The organism is Krasilnikovia cinnamomea (assembly GCF_004217545.1).
GTDB lineage: Bacteria > Actinomycetota > Actinomycetes > Mycobacteriales > Micromonosporaceae > Actinoplanes > Actinoplanes cinnamomeus.
Window position 1 is genome coordinate 5,847,407 of the sequence record NZ_SHKY01000001.1, and the last position, 23,423, is coordinate 5,870,829.

The window sequence follows — 23,423 nt, forward strand, 5'->3', positions numbered from 1 at the left end:
CGGCCGGGCCGGTGAGCCCGTAACGAAGGAGGACAAAGGTGAGCGTGCCACCGCGCTTGAGCATGGCCACGCTGCCCAGCGCGGCTGGCGCCGGCATGCGGGCGCCGCGGATCGATCCGGCCGCGCTGGACATCGGCATCGTGCACCTGGGCATCGGCGCCTTCCACCGCGCGCATCAGGCCGTCTACACCGAGGACGCCCTCGCTGCCGCGGGAGAGAGCGACTGGGGCATCTGCGGTGTCACCCAACGCTCCGCGCACGTCCGCGACCAGCTGGTTCCGCAGGACGGTCTGTACACGGTGCTGCAGCGGGGAACGGGCGCCCGCGAGCCGCGGCTGGTCGGGTCGGTCCGCCAGGTACTGGCCACCACCGAGGACGATGTGGTGGCCCGCCTCGCGGACCCGGCGGTGCGGGTCGTCACCCTCACCGTGACCGAGAAGGGTTACCGCCTGGACCGGCACGGCGAACCGGATCTGCGCGACGCCGGCGTGCGTGCCGACCTGGCTGGGCACGCCGGGGCCGGTCACCGGCCCCGGACGGTGGTCGGCACGCTGGTATCGGCACTGGCGCGGCGCCGGGCCGGGCACGGCCGTGGGCTGAGCCTGGTGTCGTGTGACAACCTGCCCGGGAACGGATCGGTGCTGCGGAAACTGGTCACCGGGTTCTGCGCCGCGTTGCCGGCCCCGGGTGGCGAGGACCTCGCTGCCTGGGTCGCGCGGGAGGTGTCGTTCCCGTCGACCGTGGTCGACCGGATGGTGCCCACCACCCGGTCCGGCGACCGCGACGAGATCGCCCGGACGTTCGGCGTGACGGACGCGGCAGTGGTGGTGGCCGAACCGTTCCGCCAATGGGTCGTGCAGGACGACTTCGCCGCCGGGCGTCCGGCCTGGGACCGTGCCGGAGCCCTGTTGACCGCCGACGTCACCCCTTACGAGGCGGTCAAGCTTCGGCTGCTCAATGCCGCGCATTCCTTGCTGGCCTACACCGGAGCGCTGGCCGGCCACGAAACCATCGCCGCGGCCGTCGCCGACCCGGAACTGGCCGCCGCCGCTGCGGCGTTGATGGTGCACGATGCCAGCCCGACATTGCGCCCGCCGGCCGGCCTCGAACTGTCCGGCTACTGCGACGCCGTGCTGCGCCGCTTCGCCAACCCCGCCCTGGGGCACCGGACGCTGCAGGTCGCCGCGGATGGTTCACTGAAGCTGCCGATCAGAGTGCTGGGTACGGTCCGCGATCGTCTCGCCGCGGGCACCGAACCCACCTGGGCGGCGCTCGCGGTAGCCGCCTGGATGGTCCTGCTCGTCCGTGGCCGCACCGATGACGATCGGGTGCTGGCCGTCGAGGATCCGATGCTGGGCCACCTGCGGACCCAGCTAGGCCGACTGTGCGACCGACCCAGGCCCCACGACGCCGCCCGGATCGTGGCGGTGCTGCTCGGCGTTACCGAGATATTCGGCGACGATCTGCCCGCCCATCCGGTGTTTCGCGATCTGCTCACCGCACACGTGGCCCGGCTACTCACGCCGACGCCTCGGCGGCCATCGCGCTCAGCCGGCAGCTGATCACACCCCATTCAGGCGTCCCGTCCCGCGGGCGCCGCTGGCCCAGCCTCAGCCATCCCTCCCGACGCCCGGGCCACCGGGCACCGAAAGGAGCCTCATGTCCTCGCAAACATCCGGCGCGATGTCACCGCGGCGTCGCAGCGTCCGGCTCGGCGCATCGACAGCCGCGGTGCTGGCGGTGGTCAGCAGTGCGATCGTCGTCGCCGTACCCGCGGTGGCGGCCCCCGTTCCGGCCGAGGTACGGCAACGCCTCGACCTGAGCCAGGGCTGGCGATTCACCGGCCCGGACACCGGCGGTCAAGGGCCCGCCGGCGCCGCAGCCGTCGACTTCGACGACAGCTCCTGGCGCACGGTCGATGTGCCACACACGTACAACGCCGTCGATGGGGCCGACGGCTGCCCCGGGAGGAACGCAAGGACAGAAACCCGGACCGGCCTCACCGCCATCCAGAAGATCTTCGAGCAGGACACGACAGAACCGTGTTACGACGGCGTGGCCCGCGGCGTCGCCTGGTACCGCAAGCACGTCACTGTACCGGCGAGCTACCGGGGCAAGATGCTGTACCTGCAGTTCGACGCCGTCAGCCGGATCGCCGACGTCTACGTCAACGGGGTGGCCGCCGGCCACCACGAGGGCGGCTACAGCCGGTTCCGGATCCAGGCCAACGGGCTCAGACCCGGCCAGGACAACGTCATCGCCGTCAAGGTGAGCAACGCCTGGGGCCAGGACCTGGCGCCGCTCGACGCCGACTTCACCTTCTTCGGCGGCGTCACCCGTCCGGTCAGCCTCATCGCGACCGACCCCCTGCAGATCCGGATGCTCGACCATGGCGGCCCCGGTGTCTACCTCAACCAGCGCGACCTGACCGACGCCGCCGCCACGGTCGACGTGACCACCCGGCTGTGGAACAACCACGCCGGCGCCCGCGCCGTCGAGGTGCGCACCGTGGTGACCGACAAGCGTGGCATGACCGTCGCCGAGCGCACCGACTCCGCCGGAGACCTGGCGGCGGGCTCGGCCGGCAACCTCGTGCAGCGGGTGACCATCGCCAACCCGCACCGCTGGAACGGCCGCCGCGACCCGTACCTGTACCGGGTGCACGTCCAGGTCAGGGACAAGGCCGCCGGTAAGGTCACCGACCTGGTGTCCCAGCCGCTGGGCCTGCGCACCATCGCGGTCGACGCGCAAACGGGCTTCAGGCTCAACGGCCAGCCCTACCGGCTGTACGGGGTCAACCTGCACACCGATGTCAAGCGCCGCGGCAGCGCCGTCACGGACGGGGACAGCCGCCGCGACTTCGACAACCTGGACGAGATGGGCGCGACCGCGGTACGCATGTCGCACTACCAGCATCCCGAGCTGAACTACACGCTCGCCGACGAGCGCGGGATCGTACTGTGGACCGAGATCCCGCTCGTCAACTCGGTCAAGGACACCGACCAGTTCCGCGCGTCCACGCGTGCGCAGCTGACCGAACTGATCCGGCAGAACTACAACCACCCGTCGATCGCGTTCTGGGGCATCGGCAACGAGCAGCGTTACGCCGACGACGCCAAACCCGTCAACGACCTGCTCTCCGACCTGCAGACCCTCGCGAAGCGGGAGAGCCCGGAACAGCGGCTCACCACCTATGCGACCTGCTGCGTGCCGGACACCGGTAGGATCGCCAACCACGCCGACACCACCGGGCACAACATCTACAGCGGCTGGTACACCAACTCGGAGGATCCCGCCACCCGCGATGGCAAGGCCGACGCCGGCATCAACGGGCTCGGCAGGCAACTCGACGCGATCCACGCCGCCCTGCCGAACCAGCCCGTCGCGGTCTCCGAGTACGGCGCCGGCATCGATGTCGACGATCACACCGGTCACCTCACCTACATTCCCAAGAACGACGGCGACTTCCACCCCGTGGAATACGGCAACCACTTCCACGAACGCTACTGGGCACAGCTGTCGGCACGGCCCTTCGTGTGGGGCAGTTTCATCTGGAACCTCAACGAGTTCGCCTCAGACTGGCGCGCCGAAGGAGCCGTCCCCGGCATCAACGACAAGGGACTCATCAGCTACGACCGCGGCGTGAAGAAGGACCCCTTCTACTTCTACAAGGCCACCTGGTCGTCGCATCCCACGCTGCACCTGACCAGCAAGGGCTGGACTGACCGCCGGCGCGACAACGCCGCACACAACGGACCGCTGATCGACGACCTGCGGGTGTACTCCAACGCCGAGCGGGTCACCCTCAAGATCAATGGCCGGGAGATCGGCACACAGCAGCGCAGCAGCCCGACCGACCGCATCTTCGAGTGGGCCGACGTGCTGCGGCCCGGCGACAACGCCGTCGAGGTGACCGCCACCGTCGCCGGGCAGACGGTGACCGACACGGCGGCCGTGACCCTCTCCTGAAACGGTGCCGGGCCGCGCCGACGGTCCGGCACCACCCACGCAGTCCACCCGCCCGCTTCGACATCGACGACCCCCTGACCACGAAACGAGGCTGTGACATGGCGAACCGACGTAACTTCCTGGAAGCGGTGCTCGCGGCCGGGCTGATCGCACAGGCGCCGGGCAGCGCACAAGCCGCCGCCGACCCCGGATGCCGAGCGGATGCGCCCGGCAACCGGGCACCCCGCATCCTGCTGCGTTCCTCCTGGCAGACGGTCAACATCGGCGATGTCGCCCATACTCCCGGCGTGCTTGCCCTGCTGGAGAAGCACCTTCCGCACGCCGAGGTGCAACTGTGGCCGAGCGACGTCGGCCACGGCGTGCGCCAGATGCTCCTGGCGCGCTTCCCGAAGCTCAAGGTGATCAACCAGTCGTCCGAGACAGAGGTACGGCAGGCGCTCGCGTACAACGACTTCCTGCTGCACGGCTCCGGACCCATGCTGCTCGGTGCCAGGGAAGTGGCCCGGTGGCGTACCGAGACGGGCAAACCGTACGGAGTCCTCGGCATCACCTACGGTGGCCCGGACGAACTCGACCTGCTCAACGCGGCACGCTTCGCCTACTTCCGCGACTACCCCTCGCTGCAGCGCGCCCAGGCGGACGGACTGAAGACGCCCGTGACGGGCTTCGGCCCGGACGGGGCCTTCGCCACGGACCTGCGTGACGATGTCGCGGCGTCCGCCTTCTGCGATGGTGCCGGCCTGCGGACCGGCCAGTTCCTGTGTGTCATTCCGCGGTACCGGACCACGCCGTACTGGGAGATCTACAACCGGCCGATGACCGACGCGGACCGGCGCAACGACGCGCTCAACCAGTCGATGAAGGAGCATGACCACGCCCCGCTGCGCGCGGCCATGATCCAGGTCGTCCGGCAGACGTCACTGCGGGTACTGGTCTGTCCCGAGGACGCCAGCCAGGTGAGACTCGGTAAGGAGGTACTGGTCGACCCGCTGCCGGCCGACGTGCGGGCCAGAGTGGTCTGGCGGGACTCCTTCTGGACCTCGCTGGCAGAGGCGGTCGGTGTCTATGCCCGGTCGGCCGGCATGCTCAGCAATGAGCAGCACTCACCGATCCTGTCCATCGGCCACGGGGTGCCGGCGCTGCTGTGCCGGTGGAAGCAGCAGACCAGCAAGGGATTCATGTGGCGCAGCATCGGGCTCGCCGACTGGTTGTTCGACATGGACGACGAGGCGTCGATCGGCAGGATCGTGCCGGCCGTACTGGCGGTGACGAAGGATCTCGCCGCGGCCCAGGCCCGCGCGCGTGCGGCGCGCGCGCTGGTGCGGGAGCGTCACGCGGAGGAGATGGCCGTGCTGGGCACGCGGCTGCGGGCGACCGGGTGACGCCGGCGCAAGCGCAGCGTGATGATCTGGAACGGGCGCAGCGTCAGCACCGCGGAGGCGCCGGCCACGGTGCGCACCGGCAGGTTCATCCGGTACCCGTACCGGACCGCGTCGGCGATCCGGGCGCCGGTCACGACGGCATACCGCAGCCGGTGCATCCCCTGGTCGGTGTCCGGGTCCGGGTAGCGTGACGCGCTGCAGCAGCGACAGCCGTACCGTCGTGGTGGCGCCGCCATCGGCACGGGTGACCCGCCGGACGTATCCGTTCGCGAAGCACTCGCTGCAGGCGCTGTTCCACCAGGACGCGGTCATCATGCATGACTTGTCCGTTCGGTGCCGCGCGTCAGTTCTTCACCGCGCCCTCCATGATCCCGGTGACGATCTGCCGGCCGGCGATGACGAACACGATCACCAGCGGCAGGGTGGCGAGCAGGGCGCCCGCCAGCAGCCGGGAGAAGACCACGTACTGGCCGGACGCGAGATTCGACAGGGCGACCTGCACGGTCGGGTACTCCGACCCACCGAGGGTTATCAGTGGCCACTGGAAATCGTTCCATGTGGCCGTGAAGGTGAGCAGGCCGAGGACGCCCAGGGCGGGCCGCAGGGTCGGTGCCACCACGCTGCGGAAGATCCGCAACGTGGTGGCGCCGTCGACCCGGGCCGCCTCGATCAGCTCGTCGGGCACCGCATCGGTGATGAACTGGCGCATGTAGAAGACCCCGAACGCGGTGACGAGTCCGGGCAGGATGACGGCTGCCGGGGTGCCGTTGAGCCCGAGCTTTCCCATCACGATGTAGAGCGCGACGACGCCGAGCTGATTGGGCACGGTCATCGTGACGATGAGGAACAGCATCAGGGGACCGCGCCCGCGGAAGCGCAGCTTGGCGAAGGCGAAGCCGGCCAGCGAGCAGAACAGCAGCACGGACAGGGTGACGACGATCGCGACGAACAGGCTGTTGAGCAGGGACGCGATGAAGAAGACATTGTCGGCGGCGAACACCGCACGCACGTTCTCGCCGAGTTCATCTCCGGGCGTTGTGACCGGGGGCAACCGGAAGACGTCCTCCTCGCCGCTGGATCCGACGACGAACATCCAGTAGAGCGGAAGTGCGGACAGCGCGATGGTCACCACCAGCAGGACATAGGTGAGCGGGCCGGCCGGGCTGTCCGCCGGCGGTCGTCCTCGCCGCATCGATGTCACCGCTGTCCGGTTGCGCACGTCGGTTGATCCGGTCATCGTCGTCCCCCACCGAGGCGGTTGGTCATCAGCCCGTTGACGGCGGCCAGCACAACGATGATCAGGAACAGCACCCAGGACATCGCTGCCGCCCGGCCCAGGTCGAGCTCCTTCCAGCCGGTTCGGTAGATGAGCATGGCGATGGTCTGGAACTGACCGTCGGAACCACCGGTGGCTTCGCGGGACTCGGGATCGAACAGCAGGGGTTCGGTGAACAGCTGCATGCCGCCGATCGTCGACAGGATCACCGTGAAGACCACTGCCGGCCGGATCGACGGCACGGTGATGTGCCACAGCTGCCGCCACGCACCCGCGCCGTCCAGCACGGCGGCCTCGTACAGCGCCTTGGGCACGGTCTGCATGGCGGCGAGGTAGATCAGCGCGTTGTAGCCGATGTACCGCCAGTTCACCATGGTGGCGATGGCCAGCCAGGACGACCACTTCTCGGCGCGGAAGTCGACCTGGTCGAGACCGGCGGTGGAGAGCAGGTAGTTGATCGGTCCGAATTCGTTGGCGAACAGGGCACCGAAGACGATTGTCGACGCGGCGATCGGCGTGATGTAGGGCAGCAACACCCCCATGCGCAGACCGGTGCGCCACCGCATCCGCCGGTTGAGCACCGCGGCCAGCAGCATGGCCAGGACGAGCTGCGGCACGGAGGACAACAGGAAGATGCCGACCGTGTTCAGCATCGCGTTCCAGAACCGGCCGTCACCCAGCACGGCGGTGTAGTTCGCGGATCCGGCCCAGCCGTCACTCGCGGGGTCGTCCAGCCGCCAGGTACGCAGTGACACGACGGCGTTGTAGAGCAGGGGAAACAATCCGAAGGCACCGAAGATCAGGAAGAACGGCGCGATCAACGCGTACGGGGTGTAGGCGGTGTCCCAGCGGGTCAGCCGGTTGCGCCAGGACGGCGGTTGCGGCGCCGCCGCGGACGAGGCCGTCACCGGGCTCGTCACTGCGGACGGCGACGCGCTGAGCTGGCTGGTCATCGGTCGGCGGCCCGTACGGCCGCTGATTTCGCCTTCTCCCAGGCTGCCGCACCCTTGATCTTGCCTTCTTGAACCTGATCCAAGACGTTGGACACCTCGGTGCGTACCCGTGCGGTCTGCTTGCCCTGGTACTGCGGCGTCACATTCCTCGCCGACTCCGTGAAGATCCTGCCGACCGGGGCGCCGTTGAAGAACGGGTTCCGCGCGTCACGGATCGCGGGGTCGTCCCAGAGGGCAGGCTGAGCGGGAAGGTTCCCGACCTCCTTGAAGATCGCGAGCTGCTGGGCGGGCTGGACCAGCCACTCGACGAACGCGTACGCCTCCTTGATGTGCTTGCCCTGGGCCGGAATGGACCAGAAGGATCCGCCGAAGTTGCCGGCACCGCCCGGCGGGCGTGCGATGTCCCATTTACCCGCGGTGTTCGGTGCCTGGTCCTTGATGTAGGCCTGCATCCAGGCCGGGCAGGGAATGGTGGCGAAGGAGCCGTTCTTCATCCCCGCGTTCCATTCCGGGGTGAAGGGCTTGAGGTTGGCTGACAGACCCGAGGCGACCACCTTGGTCGCGGTGTCCCAGGCGATCTTGGGGCCGCCGTCCATGTTCAGAATGTCGCCGGGGGTGACATATCCGGTCTGCTGCTGCTGGAGGACCGCCTCCATGAGCAGGCCGGCGCCGTCGACGAACTTCTTGCCTCCGGATCTGCTGAGGTACTGTTCGCCGGTCCTGATGTAGGCGTCCCAATCCTGGATCAGTGCGGAAACCTTGTCGCGTTCCGTGGGCAGGCCGGCGGCCTTGAACAGGTCGCTGCGGTAGCACATGGCGAGGCCGCCGATATCGGTGCCCAGACCGATCTGCCGGCCCTCGGGTGACAGCGTCTCCTGCCACTTCCAGGGCAGGTATCTGTCCTGGTACGTGCTGGCCCCGAGCTGCCCGAGGTCGGCGAATCTCTGCGCCTGGTTTCGGAAGGACACTGTGTAGGACGTGTCCAGCGCCGCGATGTCGGGCGCTCCGGAACCGGCCACGAGATACTTCTGGAGATCCTCGTGCTGCTGGGCCACGTCGCCGGGATTCAGCTGGATCCTGATGTTCGGATGATCCTTGGTGTAAAGCGGTATGAGGTTCTTGAGCCCGAAGTCCCCCCAGTAGTTGACTTTCAAGGTGATGGTGCCGGGCTCGGTGTCCGTACCGACGCTGGTACCCGAACAGGCGCCGACGCAGGTCATTGTGACCAGTGCCAGCGCGGCGGCCAATCCGGCTCGAAGTGCCTTCACAGTTGTTCTCCAGGAGGCGTTGTGCGGCTTGTTTGTCAGTTCCCGGCCGGGTGGTCCGGCAGGGGATCGAAGATCAGCACGTCGGCGTCGGGGGCGTAGCGCCAGGGGATTTCGACGCCTTGGCAGCTCAGCACCGTTCCTGACGCCACGATGGTGGTACCGCGCAGCGCATAGGTCCGGTCCGGATCGAGCCGCCGGGGAAAGATCCGCGGATGGTGATGGATCTGGTTGCCGGCCACGGCCGGCCGGGTGCTGGGGCGCTGACCGGCCGTGTCCCACACCAGGACACACACGCGCCCGTCGCAGCCCGGTCCGTCGGAGTACTCGCGGGCGTACGGATGGTCTGCGGGCGTGCCGTGCGGGGTGATCGCGCCGAACTGCAGCAGCGGCCGCAACTCGCGGTAGAGCGAGATGAACTGCTGCGCCTCGGCGCGTTGCTCCCGGGTCCAGCGCAACACGTCCGCGCCGATGCCCAGCACACCGGACATGGCGACCACGAATCCGTAGCCGAAGGACGATGCGCCACGCCGGCGCATGCCCGGCTGGCCGCAGATCAGGGAGTTCATCGTGTACGCCGGGAATGCCTGCAGGAACCCGTGCTGTATCTCGAGCAGGTCCCGGGCACCTACCTCGTCCGTCGGCCACACCAGGTCCGACGCGGCGAGGACCGCGGCGTCCACCCGGGCTCCGCCGCCGGCACACACCTCGACGGTGACGTGCGGGAACTCCTCGCGCAGCAGCCGCAGCACCGAGTGGAAGCCGGCCGTGTGCTGCAGCGCCCATTCACCGCCGCGCGGATCGCCCGGGCGCCCGCCATCGGTGATCGGGCGGTTCATGTCCCACTTGAGGTAGGTGATCGGGTAGCGCCTGAGCAGGCCGCGCACCGTTTCCGCCATCCAGGCGAGCACGTCCGGCCGGCCCAGGTCCAGCACGAACTGATGACGCGACAGCAGCGGCGTACGGTCGGGGGCCCGGTAGATCCAGTCCGGATGATCGCGGAAGAGATCGCTGTCCGGGCTGACCATCTCGGGTTCGATCCAGATCCCGAACCGAAGTCCGCGCCGCAGCAGCGCGTCGGCGAAAGCCCCCAGGCCGCCCGGAAACTTGTGCTCGTCGGCGCGCCAGTCGCCCAGTCCCGCCGTATCGTTCTTGCGGCCGGTGAACCAGCCGTCGTCGAGCACGAAGACCTCGGCGCCGATCTCCGCGGCGATGTCCGCCAGGGCGAGCTGATGCTCGGCGTGAACGTCGAAGCCGGTGGCGAACCAGGAGTTGTAGACGACCGGATGGTGATAGGCGTCCGTGGAACGGTTCAACGCCGCTCGCTGGTAGCGGTGCCACGCACGCGCGACGCCGGCGAAGTCTTCGGGGCTGAACACCCCCAGGACCGCCGGGGTCGTGAAGGTCCGTCCCGGATCGAGGGTCACCGTGACGGATTCATCGTCGATGCCCATGGACAGCCGGGCACGATCACCGTACGGACCGTTCTCGACGACGGCTCGCCACGAGCCGCTCCAGGCCAGTTGCACGCCCCAGGCGCCGGCCGGTGGGGCAGCCATCGGCGCGACGGCCAGGGCCGGGGCGAACAGGTGCCCGGTGACGCCTTGCTTGCTGCCCATGCTGAAACTACCCAGCCGCAGCTCGAGGTCGTGTTCGCGGAACTCGTGGCCCCAGCCGCCGGCCAGGTAGCGGATCCGCAGTCCTCCGCGCGACGGCACCGTCCACCCTCCGCTGAACACCCGGTCCAGCCGTACGGCGCCAGACCCGTGATTGGTGATCTCGATCCAGCGCTGCACCACGTCGTGGTCGGATCGGACGCGGATGTGCTGGACGAGTTGCAGGGTGCCGCTCTCATCCGTGAAGGTGACCGTCAGCTCGCTCTGCTGTGCGGTGGCGTCCAGATCGGCGGACGTCGCGGACCAGCGCGCGCCGAACCAGCCGTTGCCTCGGTCGATCCTCATCTCGGTGTGGTGGATGTGCCGGCTGCCGTCGGTCGCGTACTCCAGTGGTGCGATGTCGGCTGCGGTTTCGAAGGGGGGCAGGTTCTCCGGCGTCCAGCGGGTCACCGGGCCGTCGGTGGCCGGTCCCCAGAAGTCGAGGACCAGGCCGCCGCGGTCAGGTGCGAGGCTCACCGCGTACGTGGTCTGCGCGGTGTGCAGAATCCAGTGTTCGTTCACGTGTTCTTCCTCGTGGTGGCGTGGCGGTGATGGCGGATGTGTCGTCCATCGCCCGCATCGCCGGATCAGCGGATGCGCTCGATCGCGCCGCGGTCGACAGCGGCGCCTTGCGGCCGCCGGGTGCCGTAGTAGTCGATGACGACGGGCACAGAGCCGGTACCGCTGTCGACGGCCGGCGAATGCGGCCGGAGGCAGAAGTTCGCGGTGGCCGGATCTGTGCCCGGGTTGACGAAACCGGGGTCGGCGATGATGTCGTGCGGACCCTGCGCCTGCGGCGGCAGCCCACCGAAGTAGACGTTGAAGTCGTACCGGACGTTGCTGTTGCCGTAGGAGAAGGTCGTCGCTTTGCCCGCCCGCGCGTAGGAGATGTTGTTGAGCAGGTTGACGTCGACGCTGAACCAGGCGCCGATGTTGGGATTGCTCAATGCCGGGCTGCGGGAGTTCAGATAGGCGGTGTTGTGGACGATGTCGACGTTCTTGCTCGAGAAGGCGTGGATTCCGGAACCCCCGTTGTCGAAAACGATGTTGTTGGCGACGAGAATTTTTCCGGTATAGGGCTTCTTTCCGCTCTGCTTGTGCAGTGTGTCATCGACGATGATGCCGTTTCCGTCAGAGATGCAGCCGCATCCGATCCATTTGATTTTGTTCTCGTTGTCGTAGGAGACGTTGTTTTGTATCGTTATCTTGTAGTGCTGATGAACCGCCGGGGCTGCCACGTCGACCGGTTCGTAGACCGAGACCCCGCTGGTGCCGAAGACCGTGTACCACGAGGTGGAGTGAATCCGATTGTGTTCCACCAGGACGTGATCTCCGAAGACGATGCCGATGCCGGCGCCCGGACAGTGATGCAGGTAGTTGCCGCGGATGGTCAGGTGGTGCGACAGGGCCCCGGTGGTGCGGTCTTCGCGGGTGTTGATGCAATTGGTGTTGAAGCGCGGTTGCGACGCACTCGCACCGGCGGTGGCCTGCTCGAGGGTGATGTTCTGACTGTCGCCCTTGATCTCGAGACCCTGGATGGTGATGTAGGACGCGCCGATGAGAACGATCCCGTTCCATCCGGTGACCGGTTTCAGCACCGGTCGATGACCGGGCATCGACCGGTAGGTGATGACCCTTCCCGGAGCGCCTGAGCGCGTCACCTGCACGACTCCCTCGGTCGAGGTGTCGCCGTAGGTTCCGTTCATGATGTAGACCGTGTCGCCCGGATTGGTGAGATCGGCCGCCCGTTGAATATTCCGGAACGGCGCCGCGGGCGAAAGCCCGTTGTTGCTGTCGGAACCGAAGCCACTGACGTAGTAGTGGTGCGCCCGGATGCGCGAGGCGGGGGCTGCGATGGCGGCCGGGGACCCGGCGAGAGTGACCAGCACCGCCGAAGCGAGGGCCGTGCTCCACAACAGGCGTCGTTGCATGATTCCTCCTTGCGATAGACGGCCTTCACCAGGCGATGACCGGGCAGCGCGCACCGCGTGCCCCACCGCGGTCCGCGGCGGCACCGAAACTTCGTGTCAATGTTTCTGTAGCGAGTTGCACGTGCTCATCTATAACGAACCGAACATGAATGGCGTCCGTGCGTTGCGCCGATGAATGGTGCGCGGGCGGCTCCGCCCGGTACCTGAGGCATGGGCAGTTCCATTTTTCGGGCATATCACCGTAGTGTTTCCCCCGCGTGTACGCGGTGTGTGACGCCAGCATAAGTTGGCTTCATGTTCACGTCTTCGCCGGATGTCAGCACTGCTTCCCGGATATTCAGATGACCTTGTCACCGTGGGACCATGACGTCGGACTCGACTGTCGGGAAGGGATTCCGGTGCCGATGTCGCGGGCGCATCGTCACCAGGACATCGAGATCAATGTCGTCATCCGGGGCAGCATCACGTATCTGTTCGGCGGCAGGTTCGTGGAGGTGGAAATGCCGGGTGCGGCCCTGTTCTGGGCATCGGTGCCACATCAGCTGGTCCGAGTGTCCCCCGACGCCCGGCTGCGCTGGCTCAACCTGCCGCTGGCCATGGTGCTGCCCTGGAAGCTGGGCCCGGTTCTGCTTGACCAGCTGCTGCGTCCCTGGCCGACGGTGTTGCGCCGCGCGGTGCCGGCGCCGGGCTTCGCGGACTGGGCGACGGAGCTCGCGTCGCCGGACGCCGAGCTGTCGGCCATCGCGCTGCTGGAGATCCAGGCGTACACCCGCAGGCTCCTTCATGAGGCGGAACCTGACACCCGCGCGGAGAGCCGAGCGCGCCGGGACGACGCGGTCGTCCGTGCCACCGCGATGGCCCGGTTCATCGCGGAGCATTTCGCCGAGCGCATCACCGTGGCCGACGTGGCCGACGTCGTCCACCTGCATCCGCGCTACGCGATGACGATATTCCGGCGGGTCGTGGGCCTCACCGTCGGCCAGCATCTCGAGCAGTGCCGGGTAGCCGAGGCGCAGCGCCTGCTGATCACCTCCGACGCCACGGCTGCGGAAATCGCCCATGCCGCCGGTTTTGGATCAGTCAGCCGGCTCTATGCGGCGTTCACTCCGGCGTGCGGCCAATCACCGGCGGCCTACCGGTTGGCGAACCGCCCACTGATCCGCTGATCGGGCCGCCTGACCCTGCGGCCCGGCCCTGGCGCTCCTGCGGCTGACGCTCGGCGAACCCGACGACACGACCCGAAGGAGAACGATGAACCCGTCCGTCATGCCCGTGCCCGGGCGGCCGTTTTCTGCCGACGACTTCCCGCCGTCGTTTCAGTGGGGTGTGGCGGCCTCGTCGTACCAGATCGAAGGCGCAGCCGACGAGGACGGCCGAACACCGTCCATCTGGGACATCTTCTGCCGGAAGCCGGGCGCTGTGCGGAACGCTGACAACGGCGATGTCGCATGCGACCATTACCATCGCATGCCGCAGGACGTGGCGCTCATCAAGAACCTCGGTGTCGACTCGTACCGCTTCTCCGTGGCGTGGCCCCGGGTGCAGCCCGGCGGTGCCGGGCCGGCCGCTCGTCGTGACGGAGAACGGCGCCGCGTTCGACGATGCCGCCGATGAGTCGGGGCATGTCCGCGACGACGATCGGACAACATACCTGGCCGAACACATTGGCGGCGGTCGCGGCGGCCCGCAGGCACGGCGCGGACATACGCGGCTACTTCGCCTGGTCGCTGATGGACAATTTCGAATGGGCCGAGGGGTATTGCCGATGGAGGAAGCGGCGCCGTTACGGCTGTCAGTTCGTCGACCGCCGTGGCACGGCATCTCGCGTCAGCGCAACTCGAAGGCTCCGCGGTCCATCGGCCGATCCCGCGGCAGGCGGTCGGCGTCGATACGCGCAGCGAGCTCCGTCGTGGCGGTGTCGACAGCGGGACTGCCCGATCTCAGCCTGAAGTCCCCGTTCTGCGGATCCCGGAAGCCTGGTGACGCGGTCACCAGCGCCGGGTCCCGCAGACCGAAAGTCGTTCCGGTCAGCAGGTTGTGGTTGAAGCTGACCTGGGAGGAGCCGGACACCGCGGCGGCCTGGCCTTCGGCGGCAGGATCGACGATGTTGTTGACCACCCGCACGTCCCGCGCCCGGGTCACCACCAGGTCGCCGGTGATGGAGGGATGAGCGGCGTTGCGGTAGAGCGTGTTGTTGACGACATCGACGTGGGCGCCGTCGAAGACGTTGATACCGCGTCCACCGTTGCGGTGGGCGACGTTGTTCTCGATCAGAACCCGGCCCTGGTACGGCTGCTGGAACATCGGGGCGCTACGGGAATCGTCGTTGTTCAGGGACTCGACGATGATGCCGTTGCCGTCGGTGATCCTGCGGGCGGAGCCGCTGCACAGACACGGCACCAGATTCTGATTGGCGGAAGTGACGTTCCCCCGAATGATCATCTTGTAGTCGGTCCGATCGTCGGAGTTCCACAACGATGAGAACGAGATCCCGCTCCCGCCGTACGGCGAGTACCAGCCGTTCCGGCTGGTGACGTTGTAGGCAGCCGTCACATGGTCGGCGAACTGAACGGAGATGCCGGCAAGCGTGCAGTCGGTGAGGGTGTTGCCCCAGAGCACCACGTGTTTCGGCGGCCGTGGCCGCGCGGCGTTACGCAGCTCGGACACGGCGATGCAGCTGTTGGAGACGGCCGGATCGGAGACGTCACCGTTCTTCGCCGCCTCGATCTGGCGCTTCGTGAGCTCCGTGCGCATACCGGTGATCGTGAACCCGGAAACGGTGATGTAGGACGCGTGCACCCAGATGCCCTGCCACTGCGAGGCCCGCACGAGCGGGCGGGCTCCCGGATAGGCCGCCCAGGTGATCCACTTGTCCGGTGTCCCCGACCGCTCGATGGTCACCACGCTGTTCCGGCCCGCCTCGCTGTACTCACCGTCGTCCACCAGCACCGTGTCTCCGGGGCCGGTGAGCTGTGCGGCACGGCGCAGTGTCCGCAGCGCGTCCCCGCGCGACCGTCCGGTGCGTCGATCGTCTCCCCGGCCGGAGACATACAGATACCGGCCGCCGTTGGTGGGCGGCAGTTGTCGCGCTGACCAGTTCGGTCCGCCGGATCCGGCCCCCACACCGGCCGGCGGAGCGGATGCCGTGGGGGAAGCACCCCGCGTCGCGGCCGAGGACGCGGTCGGTGATGCCGGCGCCCGCGCCGGCGCACTGACGCTCGGAGCGGTGATGACCGGGGGATCCGGCGTCCGGTCGTCAACGAGAAGGCCCATCGCGACGGCGAAGGCCAGGACCGCGCCGCCGGACACAGCGCCTTTCCAGCCAATGTGGCGCGGCGCCGCCGACGAGGCGAGAGCCGTCCCGCACCTGGCGCCGACCGCATCGGGCAGCGATGCGGGCGGTATCAACAGCGGCACGCCGAGCAGGAGCCGCTCCGGGGGCAACAGCGAAGGCAGGAGTACGCGGCACCGGGGGCAACCCTCCACATGCCGGCTCAGCCGCTTGCGCCACACCGGCGCCGGCCGGCCGTCCCAGCTCGGTAGTAGGCCGCGGAGCTGCGGGCAGCCCTGCGGCGTGCCCGCGGCCGACACGGCCTCGGTGAGCAGGCGTGCGGCCTGCAGCCGGGCGCGCAACCTTTGCAGGCGGACCCGGGTGTGCGCGGCGGAGATGCCCAGCGCGGCAGCGACGTCGGTGCTCTGCATCGCGCCGACCTGAGTCAGCCACCACAGCGTGAGCAACTCGCGATCTGCCGGGTCGAGCCAGGCCGTGGCGGCAGCGAGCCCTCGGCGTTGCCGGGCGGCTTCGAGCCGCTCCACGGCATGGTCTTCGACGCTGACGTCCGCAGGGGCAGTGTCATCGGTGCCGGCGAAGGTGACACGCTGCTGATCGGCGCCGAGCCGGGTGCCGCGTCGCCGGGTCTCCCGGATCGCGATGGCCAACAGCCAGGACCGGAATTTGCCGGGGTCACGCAGCCGGGGCAGGCCAGCCAGCGCCCGCACCATGGTCTCCTGGGTGACGTCGTCGGCGTCGGCGGCCGGCAACGTGCGTGCGGCGACGTTGTAGACCAACGGCAGATGATCGCGCAGCACCCTGTCGAGTGCCACCCGGTCACCTCGTTGCGCCGCGACGATCAGCTCGGCAGCTGGTCGGTCGGACGTCATCGGCGGGTCTCTGTGCCGGGCCTCGACGCCGTCGCGGCCGCCGATTCACGGCGGAACCGCTCATCGCGCCGCCGACGGCGGGATGAAGCCGATCTGATCATGAGCCTTCCCGATGCCTGTGACGACTTTCGCCGGCGTTCTCGCTGGGCCCCGCCGGCATTGCCGCCGGTCCGGCCGGGCCGCCTGCGTCCTCACGGTGTCGCGCCGGCCGGTGCTTCTCCATACGGCCCGGACACGGTGGCTGGTTCAGCGTCGCCTTGTGAGCGCCTCCGGGGGCGGCGTGGTCGACCCAGTCCCTCAAATTGAGCTCCTCGGCAAGCACCCGAAAAGCGATCAAGTCCCCCCAGTTCACCATGATTTGCCCGCACCAGCGGTGATCAGCGTCTCTCACGGCTTTCCTCACGAATTCCCGGTTGCCACGTGGTCGAGGTGGAGACCCACAGGACGACTCGGGCGTAACACGAACCAGGAGATGCTGCGGCGACGTGCGATCCAGCGGCGGCGCCGGCCCGCCCCCACCGGCTAGCATGACCGGCCGGATGGCCATCGCGCGCCCCACTGCAAGCACCACGGTGACTTCGGCGCCTTCTGGGATGATCGTCGTTGACTGCGTGCGCCTCTCCTTCGCCGCGGCGCCGGTGTTTGGATGCAGCCGGAAGAAGATCAGATGCAACCGGCGAAGCCCTCTGTGACGAACTGTTAGCGAGCCCCAGTGAGCAGGAGGGAGGTCGATGAACTCCGACGACGAGCTCGCCGAGCGGTTACGCGCCGGCGACGAGACGGCACTACGTGAGGCGTACGAGCGCCACGGCGCGGCAGTGCTCTATCTGGCTCAGCGGCTGCTGGGCAACCAGGCCGACGCCGAGGACGTCACCCAGGTGACGTTCGTGGCCGCGTGGACCGGCCGGGACGGCTTCGACCCGCAGCGCGGCACGATCCCCTCCTGGCTGCTGGGCATCGCCCGGCGCAAGGCCGTGGACCGGATCCGGGCGGCGGCGCGTGAGCAGCGCACGACCGAGACCGTGCAGGCACAGCAGCCGGCGCCACCGGTGGAGGGATCACCCGAGCGCATCGTCGATCGCCTCGTGATCGCCGACGAGATGAAACGGCTGCCCGACGAGCAGCGACGCGCGCTTGAACTGGCGTTCTACGACGATCTCACGCATCCACAGATCGCGGCGGTCACCGGACTGCCGCTCGGTACGGTCAAGAGCCATATCCGGCGCGGAATGGCGAACCTGCGACGCCGTTGGGAGGTGGACGGTGCAACATCTGGATCCCGATCGGCTGGTGCTTCTCGCGCTCTCTGAGGAACTCGAGGACCTTACCGAGCTCGATCACCTGGAACACTGCGCCGGCTGCCGGCACGAGATACAGGCACTGCGCGACGTCGCCGGCATCGGCTCACAGACCGACGGCCTGCGCGACCTGCCCGCTCCCGCGGAGCATGTGTGGCAGGCCATCGAAGCCGGGGTCGCATCCTCGCGCCCTCCTGCCGAACCACCGGCACCGGTCGTCGATCTCGCGGCGCACCAGGCACGGCGCTCGCGGCCACGCTGGCTGGCACCGGTGATTTCTGCGGCGGCGGCAGCGGTGTTCGCAGTGGCCGGCACGGTCGGCTTCGACCGGCTCACCGACCGGCAGCCGGACACCCGGGTGACGGCCCGGGCCACGCTCGCACCACTGGAGACGGTACCGGCCAGCGCAGGCGGTGACGTGCGCGTGCTGTCCGACGGGCGGCTGCTCATCGACGTACGGAATCTGCCATTGACCTCCGGTTTTCACGAGGTATGGCTGCTCGACCCGGACACGCCCGGCAAGATGGTGGCCATCGGCAGCCTCCCCGATACGGCGCGGGCCCAACTCGCGGTGCCGCCGGGCACCGATCTGGCCCGGTACCGGCTGGTCGACGTCAGCGACGAACCGCACGACGGCGACGCCACGCACTCGGGCAAGAGCCTGCTGCGCGGAACTCTCACGAATTGACTGCATCCATCCGGTGGTATCCGAGCGAAGTACGGGTGGTGGCTGTCGGAGCCAACCCCCGTACTCGATCGGAAAGAGGCTCGAAGATGAGGTTCACCCGACTCGGCAAGCAGGCCGCCGCCGTGGCGACCGCCGCGATCGTCGCCTCCGCTCTCAGCGCCGCTCCCGCGCAGGCCACCGACAAGAAGCCGCTGGGGACCAAGTCCCTGGCCGCGGTCCTGACCGCGGACAAGAGCGGTTTCGACCACAATGGCCACGACTACGACATCCTGAACGCCGCCGTGAAAGCGGTTCTCGAGGCCAAGCCGAAGAGCGCTGTCGCCGTGATCGCCGACGGAAGGACCGCGCTGACCGCGTTCCTGCCCAACGACCGCGCGTTCCAGTTGCTGGTCAAGGACATCACCAAGGTCAAGAATCTGCCCGGTGAGGAGGCCGCGTTCGCCGCCGTGGCCGGTTTGGGCATCCACACCGTCGAGTCGGTGCTGCTCTACCACGTCGTGCCGGGCGCCACGATAACGAAGAAGGCCGCGCTGAAGTCGGACAACGCGAAGCTCACCACGGCCGCCGGCTCCACCATCACGGTCAATGTGTACGGCCACTGGTGGAAGCGGGTCGAGCTGATCGACGCCGATCGCAGTGACCGCAACCCGCGCGTCGTCCGGTTCGACATCAACAAGGGCAACCGGCAGATTGCCCACGGCGTCGACCGGATCCTGCGCCCGATCGATCTTCCCTGATCCTTACCTTTCAGCACGGCCCGGGCGCGGACAGCAGGGGCTCTCCAACGCGGTGACCAATGTGATCCGGACCCGTGACCTCGACGCCTTCGTTCAGGCACTGGCCGCGGCCGCGTCCTTGCCGGCCGGGTGCGGGGCGACGGTCAGCGCTGTACGCGCGCGCCGGCGCCCCGCATCAGCGCCTCGACCTCCGCGCGGCTGGCCATCGAGGTGTCGCCGGGCGTCGTCATGGCCAGCGCGCCGTGGGCGGCGCCGTACTCCACCGCGGTGGCCAGGTCGCCGGTCTCCAGCAGGCCGAAGATGAGGCCGGAGGCGAAGCTGTCGCCGCCGCCGACCCGGTCCAGGATCTCCAGGCCGGGCCGGTGGGTGGCTTGCACGAAACGCCCCTGCGCCCAGGCGATCGCGCCCCAGTCGTTGACGCTCGCGGACCGTACGGTGCGCAGTGTGGTGGCGACGACCCGGAGGTTGTCGTATTCCTTGACGACCTCCGCGATCATCTGCTGGAAGCTGGCCGCCTCCAGGTGTGACAGGCTCGCGTCGGTGTCGGGGACCGTGAAGCCCAGGCAGGCGGTGAAGTCCTCCTCGTTGCCGAGCATGACGTCGACGTGCCGGGCGATCCGACTGTTGACCTCCTGCGCCCGGCGCTGCCCGCCGACCGCCTGCCACAGGCTCGGGCGGTAGTTCAGGTCGTACGAAACGACCGTGCCGTGCCGGCGGGCCGCGGTGACGGCCGCCTCGACCGTCTCCGGTGCCGTCTGCGACAGCGCGGCGTAGATGCCGCCGGTGTGCAGCCACCGGACGCCGAGCTCGCCGAAGAGGTGACCCCAGTCGACGTCGTCCGGGCGGAGCAGGCTGGCGGCGGTGTGGCCGCGGTCGGAGATGCCGACGGCCCCGCGGACGCCGAAGCCGCGTTCGGTGAAGTTGAGGCCGTTGCGTGCCTGGCGGCCGACGCCGTCGAAGGGCATCCAGCGCAGCAGCGCGGTGTCCACGCCGCCCTGCAGGATCAGGTCTTCCAGCAGGCGGCCCACCTCGTTGTCGGCGAGCGCGGTGACGATGGCGGTCCTCTGCCCGAAGCAGCGGCGCAGCCCGCGGGCGACGTTGTACTCGCCGCCGCCCTCTGAGGCGCGGAAGCTGCGGGCGGTGCGGACCCGGCCCTCGCCGGGGTCGAGGCGGAGCATGACCTCGCCGAGCGAGACCAGGTCGTAGCGGCATTCGTCGGCGGGACGCAGGGAGATCGGTGGCATGGCTCCTCGTCAGTGTTCCCGGGCGGCCGACACGGCCGCGGCGGACAGTCTGGTGACCTCGTCCCACCGGCGCCCGGCGAGCAGGTCGGGTGCGACCATCCAGGTGCCGCCGACCGCGAGGACTGCGGCGGGGGAGAGGTAGTCGCGCAGGTTTGCGGGGTTGACCCCGCCGGTCGGGATGAACCGCAACGAGCGGAACGGCGCTGCCAGGGCCTTGATCATCGGGATCCCGCCAAGCTGGTGCGCGGGGAAGAACTTCACGGTGTCGAGGCCGGCGTCCAGCGCCATCTGGATCTCGGTCGCGGAGGCGACACCGGGGAAGACGGGTACGCCGAGAGCCTGGCAGTGGCGCACCACCGAGGGGCTGAACCCGGGGCTGACGATGAACCGGGCGCCGGCGCCGACGGCCTGGTCCACCTGGGCCGGGGTGAGCACGGTCCCGGCACCGACCAGGAAGCCGGGCTGTTGCGCCATGACCCGGATGGCGTCGGCGGCCGCGTCGGTACGGAAGGTCACCTCGGCGCAGTGCAGGCCGCCCGCGGTGAGGGCGGCGGCCACTGGGGCGGCGTCGCGGGCCTGCTGCAGGACGACGACCGGGAGGATCCGGCCGGTGGCGAGGGTAGCGGTGACGTCGAGGCCACACCCTCGTTCACGGTTATGAACGCTGATCACGTACGTGACCATAGCGGTGTCTGGCGCGATGTCAATCCCGATACAGTGACGCAGTGGTGTCAGGGGACGGGTTCCAGCCGGTCAAGTCGGCTGACCGCACGTTGGAGGTGCTGGAGGCGCTGGCCGCCTCGGGTCACCGGCGTTCGCTGGTCGATCTGGCGCGGTCCCTGGGGATTCCCAAGAGCAGCCTGCACGGCATTCTGCGCACGATGATGCAGCGCGGCTGGGTCGAGGCCGACGACACCGGGACGAGGTTCGGGCTCGGCATGCGCGCCCTGCAGGTCGGCTCCGCGTACCTGGAGACCGACGACACCGTCGGGCTGCTCGACGGCGCGCTGGACGAGCTGTCCCGGGAGTTCGGGGAGACCGTGCACCTCGGACGGCTCGACGGGCCCGAGGTTGTCTACCTCGCCAAGCGCGAGTCGGTCCACCCGTTGCGGCTCTACAGCGCGATCGGCCGGCGCCTGCCGGCGTACGCGACCGCGCTGGGCAAGGCGCTGCTAGCCGAGCGTACGGACGAGGCGGTCGGCGGCATGCTGACCTGGCCGCTGACCGCGCTGACCCCGCACACCATCACCGACCCCGCCGCCCTCTACGCCGACCTGGCGGCCGTCCGGGAGCGCGGGTACGCGGTCGACGGCGAGGAGAACACCGAGGGGCTGGTGTGCTTCGCGGTCGCGGTGCCGCTGCAGCGCCCGCCCGTCGACGCGGTCAGCGTGTCCGTGCCGGTCACCCGGCTCGGCCCGGAGTCCGGGCAGCGGATCGTCGCGGCCCTGCGGCGCTCGGTCGGCCGGCTCGCCGTGGCGCGGGGTCTGGTCGCCGGGCACGCCACCCCGCCCGGATAGCCCGAGCGGCGCTGCAACGTTCCAGCACCCTGCCAGCCGGATGCGCGGGGTCATGAAGCGACCACGGCGCCGTTCAGCGGTGGTCGAACCGCAGTGGCAGGCTCTCGGGCCCGTAGAGCGCGGTGGGCGGCCGCCACGGCACGGGAGCGGTGATCGACGGTGGCCCCAGCCTGCTTGTGAGCGCGATGAGCGACTCTGCGATCTCGGCGCGGGCGGTCGCGGCTCCGAGGCAGAAATGCGGCCCACCGCCGAAGGTCAGGTGTGGCGTCTCGCGGGGGAGCGTGACGTCGAAACGGTCGCCGTCGCTGAGAACGCGAGGGTCTCGGCTGGCCGCCTGCGTCCCGAGCATCAGGAAGGTCCCCGCGGGGATGTGGATGCCGTGCAGGTCGAGGTCCTCGACGGCGAACCGGAAGCTGGTCGGCACCGACGGTGCCCAGCGCATGACCTCCTCTACCGCCTGCGGCACGAGTTCCGGACGCTCACCCAGCAGGCGCCACTGGTCGGGGTGCGCGGCGAATGTCGCCAGGGCCAGGCCGAGCTGGTTGCGGGTGGTGTCGTGCCCGGCGAACACGAGGGTCACCGCGAGGTTGCGCAGGTCCGGCGTGCTCAGGTGGTCCCCGCTCTCCTCGGCGGCGATCAGCGCCGACAGGAGGTCTTCCCGCGGATCGGCCCGACGCTGCTCGATCAGCGAGTCCACATACGAGTGCAGCCCGACAACGGCCTCCTCCACGCGGGCGCGCACCTGCGGCAGATTGAAGCTGAACACCAGACCGACATCGGTGGACCAGCGCTGGAACAGGTCGTAGTCCTCTGCCGGGACACCGAGCAGTCTGGACATCACCCGCACCGGCATCGGGTCGGCGAAATCCGCCATGAACTCGCACTCGTCGCGATCCGCGAGCCTCCGGGTCAGCTCGGTCGCGACGTCGCGCATGAAGGGCCGTAGGTCTTCGATCATGCGCGGCGCGAATGCCTTGGTCACAAGCCGCCGAAGCCGCGCGTGGTCCGTTCCTTGGCGGTGCAGGATCATCGGTACGAACCAGTCGTACAGCGGTCCGTCCGAGATGCCCATGAGGTCGAGGTAGCGTCGGCCGTTCTGGGCCAGCCGTGGGTCGCGGAGCAGTTGATGCATCTCGGCGTACCGCAGCACGATGAGGCCCATGGGTGTCGTCGCGCACCAGCTCGCTTCGCGTGCGGCGGCGACCGCCGGGGAATCGAACCGGAAGTCTGGGGCGGTGATGTCGAGGAACGGCAGGTCCACGGTCGGCATGGTCGTCATCGGCGCTCGCTCCAGACGAAACTGATCGAAGGACATGGATTGATACCGTTGTCACCGTATCCACAGTG

General features: G+C 68.8%; 18 protein-coding genes and 2 pseudogenes. 10 read left to right on the forward strand and 10 right to left on the reverse strand.

What is annotated here, in order from left to right; translation table 11 throughout:
- Window positions 1-38 precede the first annotated feature (38 nt).
- The 3 genes from EV385_RS26530 (at window position 39) to EV385_RS26540 (ending at window position 5,351) form a co-directional block, all read left to right on the forward strand.
- Window positions 39-1,562 (forward strand): mannitol dehydrogenase family protein, encoded by a 1,524-nt coding sequence (locus EV385_RS26530; RefSeq protein ID WP_207229958.1) that lies wholly within the window; start codon window positions 39-41, stop codon window positions 1,560-1,562.
- Window positions 1,563-1,659: 97 nt separating this feature from the next.
- Window positions 1,660-3,969, forward strand: a complete 2,310-nt coding sequence (locus tag EV385_RS26535) for a glycoside hydrolase family 2 protein (protein WP_207229960.1) — start codon at window positions 1,660-1,662, stop codon at window positions 3,967-3,969.
- A gap of 98 nt (window positions 3,970-4,067) precedes the next feature.
- A complete protein-coding gene (locus EV385_RS26540) occupies window positions 4,068-5,351 on the forward strand; it encodes a polysaccharide pyruvyl transferase family protein (protein WP_130511908.1) in 1,284 nt (427 codons plus the stop codon).
- On the opposite strand, the gene EV385_RS34445 is transcribed toward EV385_RS26540, so the two are convergent.
- From EV385_RS34445 to EV385_RS26570, 6 genes are all read right to left on the reverse strand, one after another.
- Window positions 5,300-5,509, reverse strand: coding sequence for a hypothetical protein (locus EV385_RS34445; RefSeq protein ID WP_207229962.1), 210 nt, complete (start codon window positions 5,507-5,509; stop codon window positions 5,300-5,302). The genes EV385_RS26540 and EV385_RS34445 overlap by 52 nt on opposite strands.
- A gap of 185 nt (window positions 5,510-5,694) precedes the next feature.
- Window positions 5,695-6,543, reverse strand: coding sequence for a carbohydrate ABC transporter permease (locus EV385_RS26550; protein ID WP_165449612.1), 849 nt, complete (start codon window positions 6,541-6,543; stop codon window positions 5,695-5,697).
- 41 nt (window positions 6,544-6,584) lie between these two features.
- Window positions 6,585-7,580, reverse strand: coding sequence for a carbohydrate ABC transporter permease (locus EV385_RS26555; protein WP_130511910.1), 996 nt, complete (start codon window positions 7,578-7,580; stop codon window positions 6,585-6,587).
- On the reverse strand, window positions 7,577-8,848 hold the full coding sequence (locus EV385_RS26560; RefSeq protein WP_242625085.1) for an extracellular solute-binding protein: 1,272 nt from the start codon (window positions 8,846-8,848) through the stop codon (window positions 7,577-7,579). Before EV385_RS26560 ends, EV385_RS26555 begins: the two co-directional genes overlap by 4 nt.
- Window positions 8,849-8,883: 35 nt before the next feature.
- A complete protein-coding gene (locus EV385_RS26565) occupies window positions 8,884-11,022 on the reverse strand; it encodes an alpha-galactosidase (protein ID WP_130511911.1) in 2,139 nt (712 codons plus the stop codon).
- A 65-nt stretch (window positions 11,023-11,087) separates the two neighbouring features.
- The gene (locus tag EV385_RS26570; protein WP_130511912.1) at window positions 11,088-12,431 is read right to left on the reverse strand and encodes a right-handed parallel beta-helix repeat-containing protein; all 1,344 of its coding nucleotides are present in this window, start codon (window positions 12,429-12,431) and stop codon (window positions 11,088-11,090) included.
- A 257-nt stretch (window positions 12,432-12,688) separates the two neighbouring features.
- Here EV385_RS26570 and EV385_RS26575 point away from each other — a divergent pair, with 257 nt between their 5' ends.
- From EV385_RS26575 to EV385_RS35355, 3 genes and pseudogenes are all read left to right on the forward strand, one after another.
- Entirely contained in the window at window positions 12,689-13,597 is a 909-nt protein-coding gene (locus tag EV385_RS26575; protein WP_130511913.1) for a helix-turn-helix domain-containing protein, read from the forward strand.
- Window positions 13,598-13,682: 85 nt separating this feature from the next.
- Window positions 13,683-13,994, forward strand: a pseudogene (locus tag EV385_RS26580) (family 1 glycosylhydrolase); the annotation flags it as partial.
- 59 nt (window positions 13,995-14,053) lie between these two features.
- Window positions 14,054-14,197: pseudogene (locus EV385_RS35355) on the forward strand (family 1 glycosylhydrolase); the annotation flags it as partial.
- Window positions 14,198-14,258: 61 nt separating this feature from the next.
- Here the strand turns inward: EV385_RS35355 and EV385_RS26590 are convergent.
- On the reverse strand, window positions 14,259-16,535 hold the full coding sequence (locus tag EV385_RS26590) for a sigma-70 family RNA polymerase sigma factor (protein ID WP_165449614.1): 2,277 nt from the start codon (window positions 16,533-16,535) through the stop codon (window positions 14,259-14,261).
- A gap of 788 nt (window positions 16,536-17,323) precedes the next feature.
- Here EV385_RS26590 and EV385_RS26595 point away from each other — a divergent pair.
- The 3 genes from EV385_RS26595 to EV385_RS26605 all read left to right on the forward strand — a co-directional run bounded on the left by EV385_RS26595 (window position 17,324) and on the right by EV385_RS26605 (window position 19,315).
- Window positions 17,324-17,902, forward strand: coding sequence for an RNA polymerase sigma factor (locus tag EV385_RS26595; RefSeq protein ID WP_130511916.1), 579 nt, complete (start codon window positions 17,324-17,326; stop codon window positions 17,900-17,902).
- A complete protein-coding gene (locus EV385_RS26600) occupies window positions 17,856-18,578 on the forward strand; it encodes an anti-sigma factor (protein WP_130511917.1) in 723 nt (240 codons plus the stop codon). Before EV385_RS26595 ends, EV385_RS26600 begins: the two co-directional genes overlap by 47 nt.
- 86 nt (window positions 18,579-18,664) lie before the next feature.
- Entirely contained in the window at window positions 18,665-19,315 is a 651-nt protein-coding gene (locus tag EV385_RS26605) for a fasciclin domain-containing protein (protein ID WP_130511918.1), read from the forward strand.
- A 143-nt stretch (window positions 19,316-19,458) separates the two neighbouring features.
- On the opposite strand, the gene EV385_RS26610 is transcribed toward EV385_RS26605, so the two are convergent.
- Window positions 19,459-20,559, reverse strand: coding sequence for a sugar kinase (locus EV385_RS26610; protein WP_130511919.1), 1,101 nt, complete (start codon window positions 20,557-20,559; stop codon window positions 19,459-19,461).
- Between the two features lie 9 nt (window positions 20,560-20,568).
- Entirely contained in the window at window positions 20,569-21,231 is a 663-nt protein-coding gene (gene eda, locus EV385_RS26615; protein WP_242625086.1) for a bifunctional 4-hydroxy-2-oxoglutarate aldolase/2-dehydro-3-deoxy-phosphogluconate aldolase, read from the reverse strand.
- 53 nt (window positions 21,232-21,284) lie between these two features.
- Between eda and EV385_RS26620 the strand changes: the two genes are divergently transcribed.
- The gene (locus tag EV385_RS26620) at window positions 21,285-22,076 is read left to right on the forward strand and encodes an IclR family transcriptional regulator (RefSeq protein ID WP_242625087.1); all 792 of its coding nucleotides are present in this window, start codon (window positions 21,285-21,287) and stop codon (window positions 22,074-22,076) included.
- A gap of 73 nt (window positions 22,077-22,149) precedes the next feature.
- Here the strand turns inward: EV385_RS26620 and EV385_RS26625 are convergent, their stop codons facing one another.
- Window positions 22,150-23,355 carry a cytochrome P450 gene (locus EV385_RS26625; protein WP_130511922.1) on the reverse strand — a complete coding sequence of 402 codons (1,206 nt, stop codon included), beginning with the start codon at window positions 23,353-23,355 and terminating at the stop codon, window positions 22,150-22,152.
- Window positions 23,356-23,423: the final 68 nt, after the last annotated feature.